Raw genomic sequence first — 23,113 nt, 5'->3', positions numbered from 1 at the left:
AAGGTCAGCTTCGCCGCAAGCTCCCCGATTCGATCATGGACCAGTTACCCCACCAAGGTTGCGTGATGCACCACTAGCGTAACGCTCGCCAGGGTCCGAGTGGCGGTCCTAGCGGCCAGCGCGTCGAGGGCAGCCCTGTAGTGCGCTGGCCGCAGCACCTCATCGAGCGCGAGAAGCTCCTGGCTCGGATCCAGTTCGGAAACCACTTCGGCCCGACAGACCTGCCGAATCACCCGGCCAGCCAGTCCTCGGATGTCAGCCGTCAACGCCTGATCCTCGATAATCAGCAACGAAGCCAGCAGGTTCGGCAGATCGATCGGCCGCGGCACCGCGCGCTCCTCGCCCAGCCACGCCAGCGCATCCTTGGTCGAGGTTCTCCGGGTGACTTGCCTAACGTAGGCCTCGGCGTCTTGCAGCTTCAACCTTGATCCTTTCGAACGCACGTGACGAACAACAGGAATTTCACCGGACACGCACTGTGGTCGCTCACGCAGGGGCGGCGATGAACGAGCTGGCCCAGGCTTTCCGATTCTGCCGCACGACGACGAGGAAAACCTCCTAGTTCGAGGTTGAGCATATGATGTTCCAAAGACTCGTTGGCGATCTCGCAGTCCGCCGGGTGGCCGGGGTCGTGAGCGAAGAAGCGAATACGATAGGTAGGCAATTGGGGATGTCAGGCCGTGTCCGCAATCGGGACAGGTCAGCGGGGGCCTCTCGCCCCGAAGTGTGGACACCTTGAGTGCCGGATGATGGAGATTCGGGGACAAGGAGTTCCACGTGGCGATGAAGTCGTATCCGCCCGGAGTTCAAGGCGGACGCCGTCGCGTTGTACCTGTCTGACCCGGCGCGGACGTACGCGTCTGTGGCTCGGGACCTGGGCATCAACCGCGAGACGCTGCGCCTGTGGGTGAAGGAGGCCCGCGCGGACGGTACCGCCGGGGCGATGAAGGCGGGTCTGGTCAAGCGGCCAAGGAACGGTCCGATGTCGTCCAATGACGTGCTGGAAGAGGAGAACAAGCAGCTCAAGGCCCGGATCCGGGAGCTGGAGATGGAACGCGACATCCTGCGCCGGGCGGCGAAATATTTCGCCGGAGAGGCGTGCGCCGTGAGGCGTTGATGGTCCGTATGAGGGTGAAAGACCTTTGTCGCCCGTCCTGTCGTGGCAGGGCGGGGAAGCTGAGGGCAGTCCGAACCGGGTGACGCCGGGGAGGGCGGCAAGCGGCCCTGACAAGCAGGGACGTGCCAGCACTGCCAGATGGTGCGGGTCCGGTGAGCAAGGCGGAAAGGAGTACGCGAGGAACCGTCGTCATTACGTCCCTCAACGCGAGACCGGCTCGAACCTGGCGGATAGGGGCCGGGAGCGGTGCGCACCCGCCACCGGTGTCGTGGTCCGGGGCACTCCTGGGAGGGCCGCCCGAGGAGGCCATGGGGAAGGCCCACGGCGTACTCATGGCGATGCCGCAGGGATGCAGGCGGGCTCCTCCTTCACCGAGCGGATCACAGCGAACACGGGAACCATCCGGTTTCACCTCCCAGGCGTTGAGCCGCCGGCTCAGCGCATGGGATAGATGCACCGTCGAACGGACCGGGTGGGGCTCTTCAGGCCGGAGACGGTATGCCAGTTCCAGAAGCTCTTCATCGGTCGGCCTGCGCACCGCCACCCCCTCGGCCCCAGTGTGATCTACTCACCGTAGGAGCCGCCTCCGACAAAAGGCCGCCTGGCGTCGGCTGGCATGGCCGCTGTGGTCGGTTCGTCATCACTAGGACCACCTAATCTGAACGCCATGACCACCCGGTTGAAGTGCGAAATCCGTACTAGCCATGCGGCTTAGCCGATGGGTCCCTAGGCTCAGACGCAACCTTGTGCGCCCAGGCCCACGGATGTAGCGATCAGCCGTTGAGGGGATACCGCTGGCAACACAGTTGTTCGAGGAGGATCCCGACCCTGGGAAGAAGCATCGGCTCGCGGCCTGGGAGGCTTTCGTCGCGCCGGTCGCCGCCCGGTCGGATGCGATTAGTCCTGAGCCGCAGGTCGATGTGATCTCGGAGGCGGTCTTCAACGCGTTCGCCACAAGGGACTCTGCTCAGGGGCTGACCAGGGGGGAAATCTGGGCGGCGTGTGCGGGGGTCTGCGATGAGCAGCGGTTCGACCAGCGCTACGAGACCTTCAAAGATCTCGGGATGCTGATTCCTGCGTTTGACAAGAAGAACGAGGAACGTCATCTGCTTCATCCGAACGCGCCCGTCGGGCTTCTCGTGTTCCAGCGGATCGCGTCCGAAGGCGGTATCGACGAGGTTCTGTCGCTCCTGGACCGGACGGGTGCTGCCATCCGGCGCGGTGACGCCACGAGCGACCAGGTCGCATCCGCCCTGTGGAAGGCCCGCGGGATGCTGGGGATCGCTGCGAACTATCTTCTTCTGCTGGTAAGGCGCCGGTCGATCGAGGTGATGGTGGCCGAACGGCACCAGCACCGGCATCCGCGCCTCATCGAGGACGTGAGAGCTGTGACAGTACTCGTCAACGAGCGGTTTCCTCATCTCAATCCGATGGCCTACGAGGTGACCGTCGAGGCGCAGCGGTATCTGGGCGCTCGGACGGACTTCGTGGAGCGCCTCCTCGAGGAGGGTGCCCGCGCGGAGGACTTCGGCCTGCTCCGGCACGAGCAGTATCTGACGGCCGCCAGAGGATCGTCGCCCGAGGCCCTCGCCGAGGCGTTGAGCGGGTTCGTGTTCGACCCGCCCCACCCTCGCCTGAATCCTGAAACGATCGTCAGGGAGCTTGAGAGCCTGACGCCGGCTCCCACCGAGCGGGCCAAACCCGCCAGACCTTCCACCGCCGCTGAGCGCGATGATCCGTTCGCCGCGATGCAGGAGCGTGAACGGAGGAAGTCGGAGCTCGCGAAGGCGCAGGCCGAGGTCCTGCTCTCCAGGCAGAGCGAGGTCGATCTCACCGCGCTGTTCCTGAAGCGGGGATGGCCGGGGGCCGCCGGGCTCCTTGTCAGACTGCTCCACGCGTGCGTCTCCGATCCGAAATTCGAGATCGTCATGCGGGACGCTCTCCGCGTGGATCCCGCCGCCTCCGTCACCCATCTGTCGCAGGTCGAGCTCCGGCTGAGCGAAGAGCCCGATGATCAGGGGGAACCTCGTGAATAGCCGTTCCACCCGGCTGGAACTGGCCCGGCTCCGGGCCGAGGGCGCTTGCCGGATCGATCCGTCGGACATCCCCCGGCTCTCGGCGGGGGCGATCAGGGCGGGTCGTTCGCTCGTGACGACCAGACTCGGAACGGATCAGGTCGCCCTACTCGGTTGGGCTCCGGGGGCTGAGCCCTTCGACGAAGATCCTCGCTCAGGGCCATCTCCACTGCTGGTCCACACCTTCGCGGCCTGTCTGGGAAGCTGCTGGCGGCACAGGGACGCCCATCTGTGGCCGGGGCTTCCCGCGCTGGAGGCCGATGTGATCGCCGCGCTGGCCGAGGCCCGCGGCGAGCGAGAACTCCCCAAGACGGTCGTCGGCAAGGTCCGCAGCGGGATCGCTCTGCTCAGGTCCGCGATGTGGCTCGACCCGACGGTGAAGACGATCCGGCTGGGACCGCGCGTCGCCGCGTGGAGTGAGGCACAGGTCAACGTCCTTCGCGAGGCGTTCGACCGGTTGCCGCGGCTCGAGGATGAAGGACGAGCGCCACGATGAGCCGGATCGAGCAGCAGAACGACACCGATCAGGCGCTGGTACGCGCCGCGGTCACGGCCCTTGAGGACTCCGAGGTTCCCGTCCGTGAGCACCGACACCGCGCCCTTCAGCTCCCCGAACTGCGGGACAGCGTTCGGCACTGCCTGGACGAGAAGGGCAGGGTTCTGATCAGAACCGGGCTGGGATACATCTCAGGTTACGCCGACGACGTCAGAGAGGAACTGGCGGCGGCCGGGGAGGGGATCCTTAGTCCGGCCGAGCGGGCTGTCCTGGTCCTCCTGCTGCTGCACAGTGTCGCGATCCCGCGGGCTAAAGGACGCATCACGGGAAGCGGGTGGGATCACGGGGAGCCCGTGGACCGCGAGCAGATCTTCGACAGCAAGGTCTCTGACACCAACGTTCAGAACGCCCTGTGTGGGCTGGCTGCGCGAGGGTTGGTCCGTACCGTTGGCAGGAACAAGCAGTTGGCCCCAGGACCCCAGCTGGCACGGCTCACGCCCGCCGCATCCGCGCGGCTCTGGGAGGAGCTAGTCCTGCTCGCCGAGCCGGACGGGGTGCTCGCGGACGTGATCCGGCGGCGGCGTTCGGCCGGTACCACCGGGAATTGCAGCACAGGAGGCGTTACGCATGACCAAGACCGGTAACCGGGGCCTGTTCAGCGGGAGGATGCCGGACGGCTCGCGGACGGGCGGGGTGATCGGCTCCCGGAAGCTGGTGGCGGTGCAGACCTTCGACATCGCGCGCCTGACGACGCATCCCGTCCCGGTCGTCCCCGGATGCTTCGTGGCGGTGACCGGACAAGGCCCCAAGGGTGACTCCAACGGCTCCGGCAAGACCACCTTCCTCAGTGCGGTCGCGCTGCTGCTCGGCGATCCCCAGTGGCGTCTGGACCTGGACGGCAGATACGCCACCAATCTGCTGTTCCGACCTGGCGCGGCGGGGTTGGACACCGCAGTCGGCGGTGCCGAACACGGCTATGTCGTCGGAATCTTCGCCCGTGATGACGCTGGTGCAGATGATCCGGTCACCGTGTGGATCCGTGTCTCCAAGCGTCCCGCGTACGTGCTCATGCGCTGGGCACCGGGCCTGCACGGCGTCTCCGGCACCACCGATCAGGAACGGCTCAACCAAGCTGACGCCGCGTGGCAGGGCCTGCCGACCAACAACGAGCGCGGCTCACGTCAGATGGCCAGCACGCTCTTCGGGGCTGCTCCTCGCTGCCTCGCCTATCTCGACACCCCGATCCGTCCCTCTGTCCCGTCCCTGCTCTCGCAGCAGATGACCGACATGTCGCCCGATACGATCGGGGCCGCCCTGATCGCGCTGACCGGACGCGATCATCTGCTGACCAAGGAGCTCGAACTGCGGCGCGCCCATGCCGATCAGGTCGAGACCCTGGCCGATCGCCAAGCGGAGGACCAACGGCAGCAGTTGGTTGAGAATATCCAGCTCGAAGCCCTGGAACGCCGGAGACGGGCCCGATCCGACCTTGAGCAGGCCGATCGTTCATGGGAGATCTTCCTCGGCAAGGGCCTGCTCGAAAGGGCTGAGCAGGACGCGCGCAAGGAGGCGGAACTCCAGATCGCCGACCAGCGGCTTCAGGAGCTGAGGACATCGATCGACGAACTCCGAGCCGAGCAGATCCGGCTGTCCTCGGTCACCGAACTCCAGCAGGCTCTGGACGAGGCGGGCGCGGCGCGGGACACCGCCGATCAGAAGAAGGAGTCCCTCCGCGATGGCCTCGGCCGTCTCAACGAGAAGCTCGACCAGCACAGGATCCGGCGCGGCGAGCTGACGGTCTTGGCCGCGGGCGCCGACGGCCGATCTGTCGATGAACACGAGTCGCAGGCGGCAACGGCGGCAGATCAGGAACTCTCCGCGCGTCTCTCTATTCAACGAGCCGATAAGTCGGTCCGCGTTGCGAGGGACCAACTGGCCGCCGTCGAGAACGGACACGACGGCTTCACGCAGGAGGGCCTCGGGGTCCTGGCCGAGGCCGGGGTCCCCGCCGTCTGCCTCGCCGACGTCGTGGAACTCCAGGATGATCATCGTTCTGAGTGGGAGCCCAGGCTCTGGCGTTACCGCAACGCCTTCGTCGTGGGCCCGGACGACCAGGACTGCGCCGAGGCCGCACTCGCCCGGATACCGGGCTCCACGCTCGTCCTCGCCGACGGCCCTCTCCACCTTCCTCCGGCGCAGGTTCCCGTACCGGGGGTCACGAGCTCGGTCGGCCTCACGCGATTTCTCAGTGTTTTGGAATCACGGCAGGAGCATCGGGACGCCCCAGGCCGCGTCCACGATGCCCACCTCTCCGAAACCCTGCTGGGTGAATTCACCGAACCCTTCCTCGGCCGTGCCGCACGCTTGGCCAGAGCATGGGAGGCCTTGAACGCGGCTCTCCGAGAGCACGAGGAATCCGTCGAGGAGCTGACAGCGAAGAAGAAGGCGCTCGAGCACGCCGAGCGGCTGCTTGAGGCCGCCCGTGCGACGGTGTCCCTGGCTGATCTACGCAAGGTCATCACCGCCAGCGAGCTGGCCGTCAGCGAAACGCAGAAGAACCTCGCCGAAGCGCAGCGGGAATGGCATGGGGCCGACGAGCGGTACACGACCGCCAAGAGCGCGGTGGACAACCACGCGGCGGAGGTCGAGCGTCTGACCGCAGACATTAAGCACAAGGAGACCGAGCACGGGAGGGTGAAGCGCGAGCGCGGGCGGCTCCAGGAGGAACGCGACCGGCTCCGTCTCATCGACTGGACCGCCGCCTGGGGCGACACCCTGAAGTCTGCGGCCGCTCTCGTGGGCGTCGATGACCGCCGGCCCTCTTCCCGGGTGCTCGACCAGACGATCTCGCAGCTGAAGAATGCCGTCAGCGGCCTGATCCACGAGACGACGACGGTCACGCCCGCTCTCGCCGGGATCGCCACCGGCTTCGACGCTCCCGTACATCCGCTGGAGAAAGGCGCGCCGCACCGCTCGGCCTACGCGACGGTGACCCAACCGATCCGTGACCTTCTCATGGCGGAGCAGGAGCATGATGAGATCCTCTCCGAGCGGATCCGCCGGAGCCGTGCCGAACGTGCGGAGGTCGTCCACAGAACCGAGGAGGAACTCGCGACGAAGCATGATGACCTCACCAAGGTCCAGGACATGGTCGAGACCTCGGTCGAGCGGGCGCTCCGCGACATCAGCGATCGGCTCGACCACCTCGACCTCGACCGCGACGGAGGCTATGGCGCCCGTCTGGAGCTGGAGATCGTCCGACCTGCCCGCCCGGCCGAGGGATGGATCTGGCGTGTAACCCCCAGGTGGCGGCGTTCTCCGCTCGGGACATACGTCTCCTATCGGGAGGTGGCCAACGGCGCCCAGATCAAGGTGTTCGCGATCCAGTTGGTCCTGGCCGCGCTCCTCGCCGACGACAGTGTCCCTGGGCGCATCCTCGTCCTGGACGAACTCGGCAACAGCCTCGGCGACGCCAATCGCAAGGACGTCCTCGCGGCGCTCAACCGGGTCGCCGCCCAGCAGAGCGTGACCATCCTCGGTACATGCCAGGACAGTGTCATCTACGACGCGGCCGACGAGTGTGGCGAGATCCTCTGGTTCTCCCACGCCTCGACGACCGATCCCTACAACCAGCCCACACGCGCATGGGGCTTCGACCCGGACCGAGGACGTGTGGAGCTGACCGCTCAGTGGCTCATGGAAGGACGGACCGGCTGAGGGGTGTCTAAGGCAGCGCCGCGAGCAGCGCAGGCACCCGGGGGAGCACGTCGTCGTGCAACGTCTGCTGCTCGCGACTCTCTCCCGCCAGCTCCGGATGCCGGGCGATTCGAAGGGCGAGCTCCCGCCAGGGTTCCGGCGCCGAAACGGCCAGCTCCTCGGCGATCTCCTTCGCTCGATTCAGTTCCTTAAGAGTGACCGCGCGATGCGGACCCTGCTCCCAGTCATCGGCATTCATGCCGATCGGCGTCAACGACAGGCCGGTTCGCTCTTGGAGGACCGTGGCAATCCGGACGCCGTCGGCGTCCAGGTCGTTCCAGATCGCCGCGCGAGCCGGAGCCAGCACCCGAAGCAGCTCGATCAGGCCGTGGGTGGCATAGCCCTTGCCCCAGATGATGATCCATTCATCAGCGATGCCCGGCAGCGCGCAGACCTCCTGGAAAGTCGTCTGGTTCTCGACCACGAAAACGCCCCTGGCTCCTGACACGTCGATCTCCCCCATCAGCCTGGCCCCGTGCGAAGGCAGCCCCGCCCAAGGTCTCGCCGTCCTCGCATCGACCGCCACCGAGCCTATCCGCCAGGTCAGCGGCCCCCGCACCCTGATTTCGTAGTCGGGGAAGCTCAGCACCTCGGTGAGCCGCGTTCCCAGCAGGTTCTCCACGGCGAGCCGCCGTGGCCCCGTCCATGTCTCCTTCGAAGCGTCCCTCTCCGGAAACGCCCACGCCGCCGCCTCGTCCGCGGTCGGCGTCCTAGCCCCTTCCGGCCGCCGATACCACCAGGCCGCCACCCTCAGCGCGAACTCGTAGGGGGACCACCGCGCCGCACGAGTCCGTGAACCCGAAGGCGGCAGGGACGGGGCGGCCAGCGCCTGTTCAGCGAGCAATCCGCGTTCGTCCGCGAGCTCCGGAACCCCCTCCAGGACGGACAGCAGGCCCGACCTCAGCAGCGCCGGATCGCTCTTGCCCTTCAGCTCGCTGAGCTTTTCACGTGCCACCTCGGCCCAGTAGGGCGTGAGCCGAACCCTGACGATCATGTCGATCCGGTAGGTCGCGTCCAAGGTCACTTTGACGATGATCCCTCCGCACCGTGCCATCGCGAAGGTCAGCTCGACGGCCCGTTCCTGCCATCGTGAGCGGATCCCCGCCCAGAGCCTGGACGGCCTAGACAGAAACCACACGAGCTCGTCCTTGCTCAGCCCTTCAGGCGGAGCGAAGCCTTCGACGCCCCCGGCGGCGGAGAGCTCGGCGTTCCGTGGCCTGAGCCGACCGCTACGGTCCTCCGGCCGCCGGCCTACCGGGTAGACCGCGAACGCCTCAAGTCCATCCGGCAGCCCGACGATCGGAATCCGCTCCCGAACGATCTCCGGTGTGAACTCGTCTTCCACAGCTCAGCCTCTCCTCGATGCCCTTCACCAGTGCCGCTAGGTGGGACATCTCCACCTGCTCGCTTTGGCGGCTATGGCGTTTGGCGATGACGAGGTCGGCGGTGCCGAGGAGATCGGTGAGCGTCCGGTGGGTGGTGTCTGTCGGGGTGAAGCGTAGGTCGGCGACCTCCAGGTCGTGGCGGGGATGCAAGCGCTGCAGCGCCCGCCAGCAGCGGTGGGCCTGGGTGGGGTCGGTGAAGGTGGCCACGGCCCGGCAGCCGGTGGTCAAGGCGCTGGAGACGACGGCATGGTCGGCTGCGTCGATGTCGATGGCCAGGCCGCCGAGCCGTGTGCAGGTGGTGATCAGATGCCGGGCGAGGAGTGTGCTGACCGGCCGGCAGCAGCCATAACGGCACGCGGAGCCGGGGCCGGTTTCGGTGTCGGTGGCGGCGAGCCAGACGCTCAACGGCAGGTGGCGCTGTACGTCGATGTCCGGGTCGCTTCGGTGAGGAGCGTGAGTGTGGTGGTGGGGTGGGTTCAACGATGGTGTGGCCCGATCACACGAGCCGCCTGGTCCCTGTCACCATCGGAAATACCTGCCGCGAGAAGCGAGATGGGACAACCGGGCAGAACGGCGGTCGTGTGGAACCGCAGTGATCGCTCTTCTCGGCCGGGCCGTACGCACCGTTCGTTGTTCATGCAGGTCAGGGCGCTGCTGTACCAGTTTCGGGCACCCTTCGTGCAAGGCCTGCGGCAATCGTCGTCTTCGAGATCGGCGAACGGCCGTCCTTGTGCTGCCTGTCGTGCTGCTCTGAAAGCGGCACTTCTTCGGTTGGATCAGGGGTCGGTCTCGGGAGGCGATCGCGGTGTCCGGGCATGACGAGCTCGCCGAGCGCCGGCTCGGCAAGAAGGTCCATCGCCTCAAGGTTCTGATGGAAGCGTCGCTGCGGCCGGCGCCGTCCATGAGCTGCGACCCGGTTCCAGCGCGGCCACGAACGAGTACGGCCAGCCTGGAATGAACTGCGAGGCACATGTACGGCTGCAGAGTTGTTCCTGGAGGATTTTGGGGATCGCCGTCAACGAGGCCGCCACCAACGTGCTGCAGCACGGCGGTGGAGGCGGGACCCTCACCGCACGGTGTGATGAGGCGGGCGTTGACCTGGAGGTCGTTGCTGTCGCGGGTACCCTGACCGGCGCCGACATGGACACCGAACCCGAACCCCCCCTGTCGCGTGGCCGGACTGTGGCTGATCCGCCGCCTGTGTGACGAGGCCCGCCTCGACGGTGTGGTAGGTCATGCCCACCTGCGGCTGCGCGTGTATCGCCGGGGGAGGGGGCGATCTGATCCAACTGGTGATCACCAGCGGTGATAAGCCTGCCCGGGATTGATGCTTTCCACTCCGTCGAATCCGCTGGACGATCAGGGCACCGTGCCTCGCTTGCAAGTCACCGCGTCGTCGCAATGTGGTTTCGCTGGCCTTCGTGGCGTCGTGTCCCGTACGCCCCATAGGAGCTGATGTGAACAGCCCCAGCCCACCTGCCCCCGCCCTCGTCCCCCGCACCGCGACCGACCAGCTCCTGCGCATCACCCCGCTCGCCGATCGTGCGGGTCTGCGGATCGAGGGTGAGGTCGACTATGCCACCCTGCCCGCCCTGAGGCGGGCGCTGGCCTCAATGGGCGGCGGCAGCTTCATCGTCGATCTGGGTGGCCTGGCGTTCATCGACGTCGGCGGGCTACGCGCCCTGGTCACCACCGCCGCCGCTCTGCACGACGACGGCAGCGGTCATGTGCTGACGTTGCGGTCGGCGCCCTGGCACGTGCAGCGCCTGCTCAACATCACCGGCTGGCACAAGGCGCCCGGCCTTCGCCTGCACGCTCCGTCGCCTGGACCTGGTCCACCTGGCCACGTTTAGAAGCCACCGCACCGGCTGTTGCCCCCGAAGTGCTGAACGGCCCCTACCGGCGAGCTCAGCAGACCGGCGGATGCGTTGCATCCCGCCATGCCGGAGCACCGGCAGCCGAGTTGGACCGGCTGCGCCGCCAGGCGCTGCGACGAGCCCAGACCGAGGCCGCCGCGATACTCGCCACAGGCCGTACGCTGGCCGACCGGGCCTTGGGACTACGACCAGGTGGTGGCGGGCGGTGCGGGCGCGGAGGCGGGGGCGGGGGCGGCAATGCGTCCGCCCTCATTCTCCCAGGAGGCCGAGCCGTCGCGGCCACGTGAGCCTTCCTCAGGGACCACGGGGTGGAGCATGTCGGCCGGACGGACGCCGATCGTACCGGCGGCGGCGAGCGCGAGCGCGGCCATGGCCGGACCGTCAGCCGTGCCGGGCGGGATGACCAGAAGGGCGATGGGCGCGGTTCCCGCGATGCTCAGGGTGATCAGATGCGGGTCGGCGCTGAGGAACCAGCCTACTCTGACCTGGCGGCCGGGGGCCGGGATGCGGTGCGGGATGTGATCCCACGCGTCCAGATACAGGCCCACCCGCAGGACGGCCCTGTCGAGCCGCAGGTCGATGGCCGAGATGAGCGCGGGCAGTTCGGCGGCGGCGTCGCGGGTGCGCGGCCACCACGCGCCGTCGACGGTGCCTCGCTGGTCGAGGACGGCGTTCAGGCTGAGCCTGGGCGTGGCCTGAGCCGCGAGTACAGGGCTGGACGGGGGGAGGAGTGTCGTCATCATGGTCGCCTGGCCTGTCAGGCCCTCAACTGGGCCGAAGTGGTCTGTCGCCGCGGGCGACGCCAACCTGAATGCCAGCGCACGAAATGTCCTCGGTGTTTTCTATTGTACCTCGTTCGGTGAGAGTTCGGTGAGGCAGGTCGCCATCAGGATGATCGGCGCTGTTATCGATCGCAGTGATGATCAGGTCGGTTATTGCCTGTTTCCCGCGCTTGCCAGGAAGAACAGCCTGAGAACAGGTCGCGTTGCATCCAAGAGCAGTCGAAAGGAAGCGTCATGAGCCCGACAATGAAGATCAAATCCAGGATCCGGGCCGTTCAGGGCTGGATCATGGTCAACTTCGGCCGCGCCACCGGGAACCAGCACCTGGAGGCGAAAGGCATGGCCATCCGGTCTGAAAACGACCCGGGGCAGCGGGCCGAGAAAACCGGGAAAATGCCCAGGAGCTGACCGCGGCGACCGGCAACGAAATCGAAATGCGCCGGCCCGGCCCGGCACATTCTCGCCTCGAACGATCAGTGAATTCCCGGAACAAATCCGGAGCAGCCATGAATCGTGTCATCGTCGTGGGCGCTGACGGTTCGGACGCCGCGACCGCGACCGCGGCCGTCGAGTGGGCGGCCGACGACGCCGCTCGCGCCGGGGCACGGCTCCGCATCGTCCACGCCGTGGACCGCGCACCGTACGCACCGGCGACGTCCTCCACCCCAGGTCAGGATGATGCGATGGTCAGCGCGCACAGGGTGCTGAGCGACGCCGAGGCGGTAGCGGGCAAGCGGCAGCCCGGCGTCGACGGCGACTGCGACTGCGAACTGCTTCAGGGCGCCGCCGCGGCCACGTTGCGCGGACAGGCCGGCGACTCCGCCGAGATCGTGATCGGCGGCAGCGGCCTCGGCGGCTTCCCCGGAACTGTGCTCGGCTCGGTGAACACCCACGTGGCCGGGCACGCGCACGGCCCGGTGGTCATCGTCCGATCCGACCCCGACACCGCCCATGGGCAGGTCGTCGTCGGGCTCGACGACTATCCGGCCGGCGAACCCGCCCTCGCATACGCCTTCGAGCAGGCGATGCTCCGTGCGAGCACGCTGCGCGCGGTCTATGCGTGGCGACCGCCGGCGCATGCTCACATCCCCGAACGCGCCTATGATCTGGACGAGATCGCCGCAGCCCGGTGCCGGGTCGCGGCCGCCGCCCTCGGGGGATGGCGGCAGCGATATCCGCAGGTCCCAGTGATCGAGGACGTCCGTCGCGCCCACCCCGTCGATGCTCTCATCAGCGCTTCCGCCCAGGCGGATCTGGTCGTCGTGGGCTCTCAGGGCAGAGGGGCGATCGGCACGGTGATGCTCGGTTCCGTCACCCTCGGGATCTTGTACGGCGCAAGCGGCTCTGTCGCGGTGGTGCGGCCATAAGGCAGCCTGGCCGGCGACATGGCACCCGAGCGGGCCAACGAACAGATCAGTCGGCAGGCTCAGCCGTGGGCAGCGGCTCGGGCGGCGTCGGCGGTGCGCCAGGGTGGATCGCCGGGCTGTAGACGAGCTTGTCCGGCGGTGGCGGCGGCCTGCTCTTGCCGTCGTGGCCGCGTCCGAGCTCGGGCTCAGGTGGGAGCGGTGGCCGGTCGACGGCTTCCTCAAGGTGCTTGTCATCGTTGCGGATATTCATGGCGTGTCGCCTTTCAGAGGCGTTTAAGGGGATTTTCCTGGCATATTGCCGGTCGTCGCGGATAGGGGCGGCTGGTCGGGGCGGGGGTGATGCCCGGCGAGTAGTTCCTGGAACAAGCCCTGTCCGCCTCCCGGGATCGATCCATTTCAGCCGTCCTGCCTGGCCGATCCGCCAGATGCCCGTGGGCGGTCTGAGCTGGCGGTGGGCCCACGACTGTTGCGCCGCCTGGTGTCACGGTCCGCCGGAGCGACGGGACCGGGCGGTGACCGGTCGTCGATGGCGTCCTGCCGGCTTCGGACGGTCGACCCGCTCCAGCGCGACCGGGTACGGAACAGGGACACCAACAGCCCGAGGACGCCACCGAGCATCAGGATGACGCCCACGATGCGCTGTTCGACGCCGCCCGCGGATCCGCCCGCCGAGCCGTCGGCCAGGGCGAAGGTGAGGACGGCGCCGACGACGATGACCGCGACGGCTGCGGCGATGGGCATCACGCACCACCGCTGCCACGGCAGGCACGTGAGCGCTGGAATGGGCTGCGGAGCGTGCCCGGCGGGGTCATCGGCGGCCGGCCCAGCGGCCGGAACGTCGGCCGATGATCAGGTTGTGACCGAGTAGCAGGGCTGCCGCGCCGACGATGGCGCACAGCCAGGTGGCCAGGTGGAAGAACCCCTGGATGCCCGAGACGTGCAACACCTCGGTGGCGACGAACCCACCCAGCAGCGCGCCGGCGATGCCGAGCCCGAAAGTGGTGATCAAACCTTGCGTGTCCGTGCCGGGGACCAGCATTCTGGCCACCACCCCGGCGACCAGTCCAAGCATGATCCAAGCGATGATGCCCATGGCGAACTCCTGTGGCGGTGCATCGACGGCTGCGTGGGATCGGTCTTCCGGACCGGTCGAAGCAGGGACCGGCCGCCGCGCGATCGCCGGCGGTCAGGCTCGTTCACTTCGAGCCAACACCCGCGCCTGCCGTACGGGAAACAGGCGATCCGGGAAGGACTCATCTCCAGAACCGATCACCGGGGCATCAGGCAGGCTCATCACTGTGGGTGGTGGCCGTGGGGATGTCTTCGGCGGGCGCCGGCTCGGCGGCCGGGGTGGCGGGTTTCAGCCAGTCGAGCCGCTCGGCCAGTCGCCGGGCGCTGTCGATGACGGTGGCTATGTGCGGCGAGGGGTTGGCGTCGTGCCACAGCAGTGACCAGGGGTAGTGCGTCGCGGGGTCGACCAGGGGCAGCCAGGTGGTGCCGGGCCGGTTGGAGGAGCGGAAAGAGGAGGGGACACAGTACACGCAGCTATGCTGGCGGACGAGGTCGGCGGCGGCCCGGGAGCTCTCGACGGTTCCCTCGTAGAGTGTGGGCACGAATCCGGCCGAACGGCACAGCGCGATGACGAACTCATTGAGCTCCGGCGTCTGGGATTCCTCGCCCAGCAGCAGGAGCTCACCGGCCAGGGCGGTCACGGGTATGCCGTCCATGCCGGCGAAGCGGTGGCCGTCGGGTAGCAGAACGCCGAGCGGATCGAGCCTGATGAGCTTGGAGGTCACCTCGGCCGGGGCCTGGGCGGCGTGTCCGATGGCGATGTCCAGCCGCCCATCGGCCAGTTGCCGGTACTGCTGGGGGCTGCCCGCTTCGACCTGATGGATCGTGATGCCGGGATGGTTGCGCTGGAGTTCGCGCAGGATCTGGGGCATGGTGTCGTAGCCGGCGTCGATGATGCCGACGCGCAGTGTGGGCGCTGAGGCGGCGGCGTGCCGTGCGGCCTGCCTGGCCCGGCCCACGTGGTCGAGGATCTGGCGCGCCTGGATGAGGAAGGCGTCGCCCGCCGGGGTCAGCTCGACATGGTGGGTGCTGCGGTCCAGCAATCGCACCCCCAGTTCGCGCTCCAGCCGCTGGATCTGCTGGCTCAGCGCGGACTGCACGATGTGCTCGCGTACCGCGGCCCGGCCGAAGTGCAGCTCCTCGGCCAGCGTCACGAAGTAGCGCAACTGACGTAACTCCATGCCCGCCACCCCTTCCCAGTCTGGGAGGCGCCGTTCCAGGCCGTTGTCTCCCACTCTAGGGGTGCCTCGCGGGCGTATGAACTTCTGGAAAGGGGGCACTACGTGCCGGGCCGGGGTGTCCGGCAGGCGATCTTCGGATGCGTGCCGAGGTGGTGAAGGGGCCTGCCAGGATCGTCACCGCGATGACGGCCATCCGGTCGAAGCGCTCCATCGGTCTGGTGTGGTGGTTGCGCTGCCCTGCGAGACGGCAGCGGCGATCAGGCTGCAGGATCAGCGCCTGAAGGCGTCCATGGCCCTCCTGCCGGCCTGCCTCAGCTTGCCGGTGGTCTGCTGACGCCGATCGCCGGTGACACGACCGAAACGCTGCCTGGCCCAGCCCCTGAGGGCCTGGGCCTTGTTGCTGATTTCCCAACGTAGACTCATCGCGATCTCCCTTCGCCGCTCCGACATCCCGTACGCCGGTATGTCGGGCGGACTGTTGTTGATCCACGTGCCTGTCTGCCATGGCCCTGGGCAGTGGATGCTCCGCCGTGGTCAGGCGGGCGGAACCGGCAGGGCCATCGGTGTCAGTCCCCGGCCGGGGCCGGGGAGAGCGGGCCGGTACGCAGGCGCTGGATGCGTTCGGGGTCGGGCCAGCGCACGTCGCTCGCCCAGCCGAGCCGTTCGAACAGGCGGATCACCGCGGCGGATGGGTCGATCTGGCCTCGGCCGATGCCGTGACGGGCGCAGGTGGGCTGGCTGTGGTGGCCGTTGTGCCAGCTCTCGCCGAAGGACGGCAGGGCCAGCGGCCACAGGTTCGTGGCCCGGTCGTGGCGGCGGGTCTTGAAGGGCCGGTCGCCGATGACGTGGCACAGGGAGTTGACGCTCCAGGTGACGTGCTGGAGCAGGGCGATGCGGATCAGCCCGGCCCACAGGAACGCGGTCAGGGCGCCGTACAGGGTGCCGGTGATCGCCCACCCGGCCAGGAACGGCAGCACCAGCGACAGCGCGCACAGCGCGGGGAAGGCCCGGGCCACGCGGGTCATTGCCGGGTCTGCCAGCAGGTCAGGGGCGTAACGTTCGACGGGTGTCACGTCGTCGGCGAACAGCCAGCCAAGGTGGGCGTGGGCAAGCCCCCGAAGCTGCCCGCGCAGGCCGGTGCCGTACCGGTAGGGAGAGTGCGGATCGCCTGGCCGGTCGGTGAAGGCGTGATGGCGGCGGTGGACGGCGACCCAGTCGATGACGTTCCCCTGAAAGCCCATCGACCCCGCGCCGGCCAGCGCCACGCGCAGCCATGGCGAGGCGGTGAACGAGCCGTGGGTGAGCAGCCGGTGGAACCCCACCGTCACCCCCAGCCCGGTCACCATGTAGAAGACCGCTGCCAGCAGCAGGTCGGTGAGCGCGACGCCCTGCCCCCACGCCAGGACGATCGCGACGCCGAGCGCGAGGAACGGCAGGATCACGATCGTCGCCGTCAGCCAGATTTGAGCTCCGCCGATCGCAGGGTGCTGCTGTGCTCCGGGGAAGGGAGATACGCCGTCATAGTCCAGCCGATCTTTCATTGGCTGCTGAGACTGCTGAGGCTGCTGAGGCTGCTGATCAATGGTCATGATTTCTCTTTTGTCTTGTCTATGGCTATACGGTCCGCCGGTGCACGTAGCACCAGCGCCAGGCCGGGCCCGGACCGAGGGCGGCGACCACAGGGTGATCGGTCTCCTGGTAGTGGGCCTTGGCGTGGCCGCCGCGCGCATCGTCGCCGCAGGCCACCCACCCGCAGGTCAGACACATCAGTAACCGCGTCCAGGCGCGGCCGGAGTCCAGACATTCCTCGCATTCGGACGCCCTGGGCTCCACATTCGGGAGCAGATCCATGTGATTGCAACGCGGCGTCTGACCGTTCAGACCGGCCCGTCCGGTCGCGCTCGCTTCTCCTGCGTCCAGGGTCATTACGACCCCCTCACGGTGACAGCGACGCAAGTTGCGCCGACTGATCACTCCTCAGTCAATGCGATCCGCGAGCCGATGGAAACGTCGATTCCGAGCAAACCTCATCACTTGCGGCGATGGCGAACCTGCGGGCGCGTTGCCAGCGCATCTTTGCGCCGAGGGTCGGGCCTGATCATAAGCGGCGGCGGCCCCCTCCAAGAGCTGACCAGGCGGTCGAGCATCCAGACAGCCGGCCGGCCACTGCCGGTCACCGCGGCAGGCCATGTCCGTCGCGTTCTGCAGGGCGAGGGCGCGCGAGGCTGCGGCGATCGCCTCTCAAGACACCGGCCAGGGTCTCACTCCGTCACCGGTTGTGACGCCGGCGCGGACGGGCCAGGCGGCGGAGTTGAGTGATGCGGGCGGTACCGAGCACCAAGGTGAGCAAGACCCCGCTGACCATGGCGATCAGCATCGCGACCGCCAGCGGCAGGGTGCCGCGCAGGCCGAGAAAGGACACCTGCGTAACGGTGGTGTTCTGCAGCATGAACACGATGAAGGCGATGGACATGAGCGCGGCACCCCACACGCCCGCCCAGGCCACACTGGTGCGGGTGACGGGCACCGGCCTGGAGTCCTCGGCGCTTGAGCCCGCGTCCGTGGAGCGCGGGGCCAGCGCCGGTGCCGGTGCCGGGGCTGGGGCCTCATCACCGTGGGGCGCAGTGCCCTCGGCCGTTTCGGGGGATGGCTCGGATCTGTTACGGAGGCGGTGCAGGATGTCCATGATGATCTCTCAGTGAGCAGGCGTTGATGGTGCGGCGCTCGGATAGAGATCTCCTGCCGCCCGGCTGCTGGACGAGTCGGATCTTGCTGGGGAGCCGACATAAGAGCCCTCTCTTTGTCGGCCACTTCGACTTGGTCCTTGTCGGCTACTTCGAGCGGGGCGAATGCCCTGTCCCTCAACACCAAGGCGGGGCCTGCCGGGCTCGTGCCCGACGTTTCCGCTCAGCCCACCCCCGCCCGGTCCCGTGCTGAGGCGGAAAGCGGGTCCCAGGCGGAGTCGGTGCGCCGATCGGTCAGGCCACCAGCCGCAGGCTGTGGTCCAGGCCGGTGATGCGCAGCAGCTTGGACATGTACGGGCGGGGAGCGGCCAGGGCGAGGGTGATGCCCATCGCTCGGGCGCGGCGCTGGATGCCGACCAGGACGGCCAGTCCGGAGGCATCGCAGAACGACACCTCCGACAGGTCGAGAATGAGCAGGTTCGTGCTGTAGCACAGGACCCGCATCAGACGCTGACGAAGCGCGTGGCTGGTGAAGATGTCGATTTCACCCGACAGGTGGATGGTCGTCGCTGCGGTGCACGACCCAGCGGGGACAGCACCGGCCCACGGGCCGCTCTTGCCGGTGCGCATGCCGTCCACGGTGGCGCGGGGTCTGTCGATGGTGATCATGATCGCTCCATTCGGAGAACGTCTGCGAGGGCTTGCCGGCCGGGCAGGTCAGGCCGGGTCGCCGGTGGGCCGGTGTTCAGGCGGTGGACGACTGAGGTGATGTTCCCGCTCTCGTTCTCGCAGCCAGCATGGCCGTCCGCATCCGGGGTGCCGAGGCCGGTTGCGGCCGGCCGGTGTGCGGCGCGGAGGATGTCGATGGGACGCTGGCCAGGCGCGCCATCGACGGAAAGGGTGAGCGCGGCGGCTGCCGGGCCGGCGGCGGTATCCGGTGGGATGACCAGCAGTCTGATCGGCTCCGCGCCCATGGAGACCAGGCTGATCAGGTGTGCGTTGGCGCGGCGGAACCAGCCCACCCGGATCCGGCGCCCAGGGGCCGGGACATGCTGCGGAGTGTCGTCCCAGCCGTCGGCATGCAGGCCGATGCGCATCGTGATCTGCGCCAGCCGCTGGTCGACGACGGCGATGAGAGCAGGAAGTTCGGCGGCGGCGTTGCGCGAGCGAGGCCACCACGCCCCGTCTACGGTGCCCCGCCGGCCAAGGAGAGCATTCAGCCTGAGCCGGACCGTAGAGTCGATCGCTGCAGAAGCGCCGCCGGCGGCGTTCAGTGGCTTGAGATGAGCAGGAACTCCCGGTGTCATGCGCGCCTGACCTATCCGGCCCCTTCAAAGGGCGCGGTGGTGATTCGCCGGAGGCGACGCCGACCTGAGTGCCAACGTTCGGAAAGTCCTCGGTACTTTGAGTTTACCTCTTTACTGCTGGAGTTACCAATTTCGGAAGTGGCTGAGCTGGGTCGATGCTGTGATCGCGGGTGGTTTTCACCTCCTGACCGGGCTTTCACCTCCTGACCGGGCCCGGGGTGACGGTGGGTTTCACCGCCATCTCACCCACGGCGCGTTCAAAGCCCCGTGGTGGCTGCGGGTCGGCCTGCCGGTGGCAGGGTCCTTGGCCGGTGCAGGGCCTGGTCATCCAGTGGGGGCCGACCACCGGCGTCATCACGCCAGGGCACGGCGGTTCCCTTCGGTGGTGGAACCGGTTCGGGTAGCGGACGGTGATCTCTGGATGGCGTGAGGGCGCGGTCACGGGGAACGGAGCATCATGGCGGGTGCCGGTCTGCAGCGGCTACTGTGCACCGCCCGCTGGGACGCCGACGAGGTACGCGACGACGTTCGCACCTTCGTCATCGACCGGCTCGACCCCGGCGGCGTACTTATCGCCGATGAGACCGGGTTCGTCAAGAAGGGCGCCGCCTCCGCCGGGGTGCAACGGCAATACAGCGGCACCGCCGGCCGGATCGAGAACTGCCAGATCGGCGTGTTTCTCGCCTATGCCACCCCGGCCGGGCGGCACTGCTGGATCGGCGGCTCTATCTGCCCGAGCACACCTGGCCGCGGCCGATGCCGGGCGGCCGGCGTCCCCGACGAGATCTCCTTCGCCACCAAGCCCGTCTTGGCCGTTCAGATGATCCTGGCCGCGATCGAGGCGGGAGTACCGGCGAGTTGGGTGAGCGGAGATGAGGTCTACGGGCAAGATCCACGCCTACGCGCCACCCTGGAGCAACACCGGATGGGTTACGTACTGGCCATCGCCGGTAACCGGCGGGTCGATCTGGAGGGCGTCCAGGTGAGCGCGGCCGAGGCCGCAACCCGAGTGGCCGATCGGCACTGGCAGCGCTATAGCACCGGCCCGGGCGCCAAGGGCTCACGCTGGTACGCCTGGGCCCGCATCGACGAACGCGAAGCCGGCGGGTATCGGTGGCTACTGATCCGGCGCAATCTGGCCACTGGTGAGCTGGCGTTCTACCGATGCTACGCGCCGACCCGGCAGCCGCTGCTGGCGCTGGTCAAGATCGCCGGGATCCGCTGGGCGGTGGAGGAGCCCTTCCAGGCGGCGAAAGGCCAGACCGGCCTGGATCTATCAAGTACGCGGCTGGACGGCCTGGCACCGGCACATCGCCCTGGCCGTGCTCGCCCTGGCCATGCTGACGGCCATCGTCGCCGCCCAGCCGTCCAGCACGACAGACGACGGCATCCTCCTGACCCTGCCCGAGATCCGCCGGCTGCTCGCCGCCCTCGTATTGATCCGGCACAGGAGGCCATGGCTATGTGGTGAACTTCCAATCCGGCAAGGTCCGCCAGGTGGTGCCGCCAACCGGCGGGCATGGCCGCCAAGCCGGTCCGACCTTGACCCGCGAGCCTTTGAGCCACCCCTCGGCTGCAAATACCGCAAAACTCTATTTGCAAACTAACCTTTGCGGTCTACTCTGGGCGGCGTGGAAAAGACGTATCCGTTCGCCGACAGGCCGGCCGCGTGAACGCCGCGTCGGTACGGCGGCGCTATGCCCTGATCAGCTTCCTGACCTGGCTGCCCGCCGGGCTGATGATCGCCCCGCTGGTGCTGCTCATGCTGGACCGGGGCATGACGATCGTTCAGGTCGGCGTGGTCATGACCGTGTACTCCCTGGTCATCGCCGGGCTGGAACTACCCACCGGGGGGCTGGCCGATGTGGTGGGACGCCGAGTGGTGCTCGCCGTATCCGCCGCCTGCACCGCCCTGGCGCTCGTGCTGCTCGCGGTGGCCGGCTCGTTCTGGATGTTCACGGTGGCCTGCGTGGTGCTGGGAATCGCGCGGGCGTTGTCCAGCGGCCCGGCCGAGGCGTGGTTCGTGGACACACTGCACGCCGCCGAGGGGCCTGATGCCGATCTGCGCCCCGGACTGTCGCGGGGCCACGTCATGGAGGACGTGGCGCTGGGCATCGGCGTGATCGTGGGCGGCCTCGTCCCGCTCGCCGCCCAGGCCGCCGGCGTGGCCGATACGACGGACGCGGACGGCAGGGCCATTGCGGTGTCGCTCGACCCCCTGGCGCTGCCCGCGGTGCTCGGGGCCGTCGCCGCGCTGGTGTGGCTGGGGACCGTGCTGAGCGCGATGCCCGAGAGCGCCCGGCCGTCCGCCTCGGTGACGCAGGTGTTGCGCGGGGTCCCGGTCACGGTGGCGGCCGGGGTCCGGGTAGCGGTACGCGACGGGGTGCTGCGCAGGCTGGTCCTGGTGTGCGCGGTGACCGGGATGGCACTGACCGGCATCGAACTGCTGGTGCCCGGCCATCTCGCCGAGCTGACCGGCTCCGGCGAGGTGGGGGCCACGGCCTACGCGATCGTGTCGGCCGTCGGGTTCGCGGCGAGCGCCGTGGGGGCGGCCCTCGCCCCCGCCCTGGCCCGCCGCCTGGCCCTTCGCGCGGGCGGGCCGGGAGAGGCGGCCAGGGGATCGGTACGCGGGGCCGCGGCCGGGCTGCTGGTCGCTGGAGCCGCGCTCGCCGGGCTGGCCGGGTCGGCGGCCGTGGGCGGCGCGGGCGTCCCGGGCGTGGTGCTCGCGGGCCTGCCCTACGTGGTGTTCTTCGCGGGGTTGGGCGCGCACGGAGTGCTCAGGGCCGAGCTGGCCCACCACCGGGTCACCGCGGACGAGCGGGCCACGATGGCTTCGGCGACGTCGCTGGCGGGATCGGGCGGCGGCGCGCTGGCAAATCTGGCGCTGGCCCCGCTGGCGATGGGGTTCGGCGCGGGGACGGCGTGGGCGGTGGTGGCGGCCGTGGTGCTGATCACGACGACGGCCTTCGCCCGCCTCCCCGAGGCCGCCGGCGGCGTTTCGCCGGCGGCCCCCTGAGCGGCCACGACGAACCGGCCTTGGGCCACCTCCACGACGGTCCGGCAGCGGCGGCCCGGGGGCGTCCGCTCCCGGCCTCGATCCGAGGTCCGGCGGGCGGAGTGCGCGGCACTGCCCGTCGTACTCTGCAAGAGCGATGACCGCGCAGAGAACCGCAGTAATCGCAGGTCACAGACGGGCTCGCCGGATTTTCGCGATTGCCGCCGACACCGTGACGATCCGAATAACCCAGCCGACCCCAAAGGGGATCGGTTACCTCAACCTCCCCTTCAGCAATACGGAGCCTGCCCGCGGTCTCGCCCAGATTTCGTCTACTCCGGTAAATTTCAAAGCCTGTGGTATTTACTTCCCAGAGAAGCGGGGCTGTGGACAGAGAATACCCAGGCATCGAGCATAATAAGTGCAGCGCTGTTTCGGTTGAGCCGAATTTCGGGAGGGCGGGCATGGCCATTTCCATCTCGATCGTCGCCGCCAAGGGCGAGGCTTCTTCCAGCTTCAGCGCCTTCGGCGCGAATCACCTCCGAGCAGCACGATTCCGCAGGTAAAGTGCATCGGAACAGCCATCCATGCCAACCAGGGCGCTGGGCGGCTAAACGAGACTCTTCGTTCGCATGCTGGTCAACCCCCGGCAACACCATGAGGGTCGAGGGCAACTATGTGGACTCGCACGGGGAGTCCGAGCCTGGCTTCGCCGCGACGCGGTTGCTGAATGTGGACCTGCTGCCGCGTATCAACCAGATCAACCGGGTCAGGCTGTATCAGGCCGACCATGGCGACCTGGCCCGGCATGCGAACCCGGCGCCGGCGATGACCCGGCCGATCCGCAGGGACATCATCGCCAAGAATTACGACCAGGTCATCAAGTACGCCACCGCGTCCGCGCCCGTACCGCCTCCACCGAGGCCATCTTGCCGCGCTTCACCCGCACCGCCTCTCACCCGGCCTATCAGGCGATTTTGGAGATTGGCCGCGCGGCGCGCACTGCGTTCGTATTAGTTA

The 23,113-nt window shown here is 68.2% G+C and carries 25 protein-coding genes and 1 pseudogene; 12 read left to right on the top strand and 14 right to left on the bottom strand.

Annotated features, from left to right (window positions below; all coding sequences use genetic code 11):
* Positions 1–44: 44 nt before the first annotated feature.
* Positions 45–422, bottom strand: coding sequence for a hypothetical protein (locus tag P3X83_RS18725; RefSeq protein WP_277306400.1), 378 nt, complete (start codon positions 420–422; stop codon positions 45–47).
* Between the two features lie 355 nt (positions 423–777).
* Here P3X83_RS18725 and P3X83_RS18720 point away from each other — a divergent pair.
* The 5 genes and pseudogenes from P3X83_RS18720 to P3X83_RS18700 form a co-directional block, all read left to right on the top strand.
* Positions 778–1,093: pseudogene (locus P3X83_RS18720) on the top strand (transposase); the annotation flags it as partial.
* Positions 1,094–1,923: 830 nt separating this feature from the next.
* The gene (locus P3X83_RS18715) at positions 1,924–3,153 is read left to right on the top strand and encodes a hypothetical protein (RefSeq protein WP_277306399.1); all 1,230 of its coding nucleotides are present in this window, start codon (positions 1,924–1,926) and stop codon (positions 3,151–3,153) included.
* A gap of 301 nt (positions 3,154–3,454) precedes the next feature.
* Positions 3,455–3,688, top strand: coding sequence for a hypothetical protein (locus P3X83_RS18710; RefSeq protein ID WP_277306398.1), 234 nt, complete (start codon positions 3,455–3,457; stop codon positions 3,686–3,688).
* Complete coding sequence (locus P3X83_RS18705; RefSeq protein ID WP_277306397.1) at positions 3,685–4,332, top strand: hypothetical protein; 648 nt, start codon at positions 3,685–3,687, stop codon at positions 4,330–4,332. Before P3X83_RS18710 ends, P3X83_RS18705 begins: the two co-directional genes overlap by 4 nt.
* The gene (locus P3X83_RS18700) at positions 4,316–7,405 is read left to right on the top strand and encodes a hypothetical protein (protein WP_277306396.1); all 3,090 of its coding nucleotides are present in this window, start codon (positions 4,316–4,318) and stop codon (positions 7,403–7,405) included. Before P3X83_RS18705 ends, P3X83_RS18700 begins: the two co-directional genes overlap by 17 nt.
* A 7-nt stretch (positions 7,406–7,412) precedes the next feature.
* On the opposite strand, the gene P3X83_RS18695 is transcribed toward P3X83_RS18700, so the two are convergent.
* The gene (locus P3X83_RS18695) at positions 7,413–8,789 is read right to left on the bottom strand and encodes a Wadjet anti-phage system protein JetD domain-containing protein (RefSeq protein ID WP_277306395.1); all 1,377 of its coding nucleotides are present in this window, start codon (positions 8,787–8,789) and stop codon (positions 7,413–7,415) included.
* Positions 8,719–9,234, bottom strand: a complete 516-nt coding sequence (locus P3X83_RS18690) for a hypothetical protein (RefSeq protein ID WP_277306394.1) — start codon at positions 9,232–9,234, stop codon at positions 8,719–8,721. The genes P3X83_RS18695 and P3X83_RS18690 overlap by 71 nt, the downstream gene beginning before the upstream one ends.
* 1,052 nt (positions 9,235–10,286) lie before the next feature.
* Here P3X83_RS18690 and P3X83_RS18685 point away from each other — a divergent pair.
* Complete coding sequence (locus P3X83_RS18685) at positions 10,287–10,682, top strand: STAS domain-containing protein (RefSeq protein WP_277306393.1); 396 nt, start codon at positions 10,287–10,289, stop codon at positions 10,680–10,682.
* Between the two features lie 206 nt (positions 10,683–10,888).
* On the opposite strand, the gene P3X83_RS18680 is transcribed toward P3X83_RS18685, so the two are convergent.
* The gene (locus P3X83_RS18680; RefSeq protein ID WP_277306392.1) at positions 10,889–11,446 is read right to left on the bottom strand and encodes a DUF5994 family protein; all 558 of its coding nucleotides are present in this window, start codon (positions 11,444–11,446) and stop codon (positions 10,889–10,891) included.
* Position 11,447: 1 nt separating this feature from the next.
* Here P3X83_RS18680 and P3X83_RS18675 point away from each other — a divergent pair, with 1 nt between their 5' ends.
* The 3 genes from P3X83_RS18675 to P3X83_RS18665 all read left to right on the top strand — a co-directional run bounded on the left by P3X83_RS18675 (position 11,448) and on the right by P3X83_RS18665 (position 12,855).
* Positions 11,448–11,726, top strand: coding sequence for a hypothetical protein (locus P3X83_RS18675; RefSeq protein WP_277306391.1), 279 nt, complete (start codon positions 11,448–11,450; stop codon positions 11,724–11,726).
* Positions 11,723–11,896, top strand: coding sequence for a hypothetical protein (locus tag P3X83_RS18670; protein ID WP_277306390.1), 174 nt, complete (start codon positions 11,723–11,725; stop codon positions 11,894–11,896). Before P3X83_RS18675 ends, P3X83_RS18670 begins: the two co-directional genes overlap by 4 nt.
* Positions 11,897–11,994: 98 nt before the next feature.
* Positions 11,995–12,855, top strand: coding sequence for a universal stress protein (locus P3X83_RS18665; RefSeq protein WP_277306389.1), 861 nt, complete (start codon positions 11,995–11,997; stop codon positions 12,853–12,855).
* 46 nt (positions 12,856–12,901) lie between these two features.
* Here the strand turns inward: P3X83_RS18665 and P3X83_RS18660 are convergent, their stop codons facing one another.
* The 10 genes from P3X83_RS18660 to P3X83_RS18615 all read right to left on the bottom strand — a co-directional run bounded on the left by P3X83_RS18660 (position 12,902) and on the right by P3X83_RS18615 (position 19,098).
* Complete coding sequence (locus P3X83_RS18660; protein ID WP_277306388.1) at positions 12,902–13,105, bottom strand: hypothetical protein; 204 nt, start codon at positions 13,103–13,105, stop codon at positions 12,902–12,904.
* A 146-nt stretch (positions 13,106–13,251) separates the two neighbouring features.
* On the bottom strand, positions 13,252–13,596 hold the full coding sequence (locus P3X83_RS18655) for a hypothetical protein (RefSeq protein ID WP_277306387.1): 345 nt from the start codon (positions 13,594–13,596) through the stop codon (positions 13,252–13,254).
* A gap of 67 nt (positions 13,597–13,663) precedes the next feature.
* Entirely contained in the window at positions 13,664–13,948 is a 285-nt protein-coding gene (locus P3X83_RS18650) for a GlsB/YeaQ/YmgE family stress response membrane protein (RefSeq protein ID WP_277306386.1), read from the bottom strand.
* Between the two features lie 187 nt (positions 13,949–14,135).
* The gene (locus P3X83_RS18645) at positions 14,136–15,107 is read right to left on the bottom strand and encodes a LysR family transcriptional regulator (RefSeq protein WP_277306385.1); all 972 of its coding nucleotides are present in this window, start codon (positions 15,105–15,107) and stop codon (positions 14,136–14,138) included.
* A gap of 270 nt (positions 15,108–15,377) precedes the next feature.
* Complete coding sequence (locus P3X83_RS18640) at positions 15,378–15,530, bottom strand: CsbD family protein (RefSeq protein WP_277306384.1); 153 nt, start codon at positions 15,528–15,530, stop codon at positions 15,378–15,380.
* Positions 15,531–15,673: 143 nt separating this feature from the next.
* Complete coding sequence (locus tag P3X83_RS18635) at positions 15,674–16,648, bottom strand: acyl-CoA desaturase (RefSeq protein WP_277306383.1); 975 nt, start codon at positions 16,646–16,648, stop codon at positions 15,674–15,676.
* A gap of 73 nt (positions 16,649–16,721) precedes the next feature.
* A complete protein-coding gene (locus tag P3X83_RS18630) occupies positions 16,722–16,958 on the bottom strand; it encodes a UBP-type zinc finger domain-containing protein (RefSeq protein ID WP_277306382.1) in 237 nt (78 codons plus the stop codon).
* Between the two features lie 418 nt (positions 16,959–17,376).
* The gene (locus tag P3X83_RS18625) at positions 17,377–17,634 is read right to left on the bottom strand and encodes a lipopolysaccharide assembly protein LapA domain-containing protein (RefSeq protein WP_277306381.1); all 258 of its coding nucleotides are present in this window, start codon (positions 17,632–17,634) and stop codon (positions 17,377–17,379) included.
* A 451-nt stretch (positions 17,635–18,085) separates the two neighbouring features.
* Positions 18,086–18,460 (bottom strand): STAS domain-containing protein, encoded by a 375-nt coding sequence (locus tag P3X83_RS18620; protein WP_277306380.1) that lies wholly within the window; start codon positions 18,458–18,460, stop codon positions 18,086–18,088.
* Positions 18,457–19,098 (bottom strand): DUF5994 family protein, encoded by a 642-nt coding sequence (locus P3X83_RS18615; protein WP_277306379.1) that lies wholly within the window; start codon positions 19,096–19,098, stop codon positions 18,457–18,459. The genes P3X83_RS18620 and P3X83_RS18615 overlap by 4 nt, the downstream gene beginning before the upstream one ends.
* Positions 19,099–19,555: 457 nt before the next feature.
* Between P3X83_RS18615 and P3X83_RS18610 the strand changes: the two genes are divergently transcribed.
* The 3 genes from P3X83_RS18610 (at position 19,556) to P3X83_RS18600 (ending at position 23,110) form a co-directional block, all read left to right on the top strand.
* Positions 19,556–20,569, top strand: coding sequence for an IS701 family transposase (locus P3X83_RS18610; RefSeq protein WP_277306378.1), 1,014 nt, complete (start codon positions 19,556–19,558; stop codon positions 20,567–20,569).
* 198 nt (positions 20,570–20,767) lie between these two features.
* On the top strand, positions 20,768–22,114 hold the full coding sequence (locus P3X83_RS18605; protein WP_277306377.1) for an MFS transporter: 1,347 nt from the start codon (positions 20,768–20,770) through the stop codon (positions 22,112–22,114).
* A 636-nt stretch (positions 22,115–22,750) separates the two neighbouring features.
* Complete coding sequence (locus P3X83_RS18600; protein WP_277306376.1) at positions 22,751–23,110, top strand: Tn3 family transposase; 360 nt, start codon at positions 22,751–22,753, stop codon at positions 23,108–23,110.
* Positions 23,111–23,113: the final 3 nt, after the last annotated feature.

Source organism: Spongiactinospora sp. TRM90649, assembly GCF_029382225.1.
In the GTDB taxonomy this organism is placed as follows: Bacteria; Actinomycetota; Actinomycetes; order Streptosporangiales; family Streptosporangiaceae; genus Spongiactinospora.
Note: the sequence above shows the minus strand (reverse complement) of the source record. Positions and strands in the feature narration are given on the sequence as shown.

Bases quoted from the DNA above. Each gene is read 5' to 3' on its own strand.
- P3X83_RS18705 (WP_277306397.1), top strand. From the start codon at position 3,685: ATGAGCCGGATCGAGCAGCAGAACGACACCGATCAGGCGCTGGTACGC.
- P3X83_RS18700 (WP_277306396.1), top strand. From the start codon at position 4,316: ATGACCAAGACCGGTAACCGGGGCCTGTTCAGCGGGAGGATGCCGGAC.
- P3X83_RS18680 (WP_277306392.1), bottom strand. From the start codon at position 11,446: ATGACGACACTCCTCCCCCCGTCCAGCCCTGTACTCGCGGCTCAGGCC.
- P3X83_RS18675 (WP_277306391.1), top strand. From the start codon at position 11,448: ATGGTCGCCTGGCCTGTCAGGCCCTCAACTGGGCCGAAGTGGTCTGTC.
- P3X83_RS18670 (WP_277306390.1), top strand. From the start codon at position 11,723: ATGAGCCCGACAATGAAGATCAAATCCAGGATCCGGGCCGTTCAGGGC.
- P3X83_RS18665 (WP_277306389.1), top strand. From the start codon at position 11,995: ATGAATCGTGTCATCGTCGTGGGCGCTGACGGTTCGGACGCCGCGACC.
- P3X83_RS18660 (WP_277306388.1), bottom strand. From the start codon at position 13,105: ATGAATATCCGCAACGATGACAAGCACCTTGAGGAAGCCGTCGACCGG.
- P3X83_RS18655 (WP_277306387.1), bottom strand. From the start codon at position 13,596: ATGCCCATCGCCGCAGCCGTCGCGGTCATCGTCGTCGGCGCCGTCCTC.
- P3X83_RS18650 (WP_277306386.1), bottom strand. From the start codon at position 13,948: ATGGGCATCATCGCTTGGATCATGCTTGGACTGGTCGCCGGGGTGGTG.
- P3X83_RS18645 (WP_277306385.1), bottom strand. From the start codon at position 15,107: ATGGAGTTACGTCAGTTGCGCTACTTCGTGACGCTGGCCGAGGAGCTG.
- P3X83_RS18640 (WP_277306384.1), bottom strand. From the start codon at position 15,530: ATGAGTCTACGTTGGGAAATCAGCAACAAGGCCCAGGCCCTCAGGGGC.
- P3X83_RS18635 (WP_277306383.1), bottom strand. From the start codon at position 16,648: ATGAAAGATCGGCTGGACTATGACGGCGTATCTCCCTTCCCCGGAGCA.
- P3X83_RS18630 (WP_277306382.1), bottom strand. From the start codon at position 16,958: ATGGATCTGCTCCCGAATGTGGAGCCCAGGGCGTCCGAATGCGAGGAA.
- P3X83_RS18620 (WP_277306380.1), bottom strand. From the start codon at position 18,460: ATGATCACCATCGACAGACCCCGCGCCACCGTGGACGGCATGCGCACC.
- P3X83_RS18615 (WP_277306379.1), bottom strand. From the start codon at position 19,098: ATGACACCGGGAGTTCCTGCTCATCTCAAGCCACTGAACGCCGCCGGC.
- P3X83_RS18610 (WP_277306378.1), top strand. From the start codon at position 19,556: ATGGCGGGTGCCGGTCTGCAGCGGCTACTGTGCACCGCCCGCTGGGAC.
- P3X83_RS18600 (WP_277306376.1), top strand. From the start codon at position 22,751: ATGAGGGTCGAGGGCAACTATGTGGACTCGCACGGGGAGTCCGAGCCT.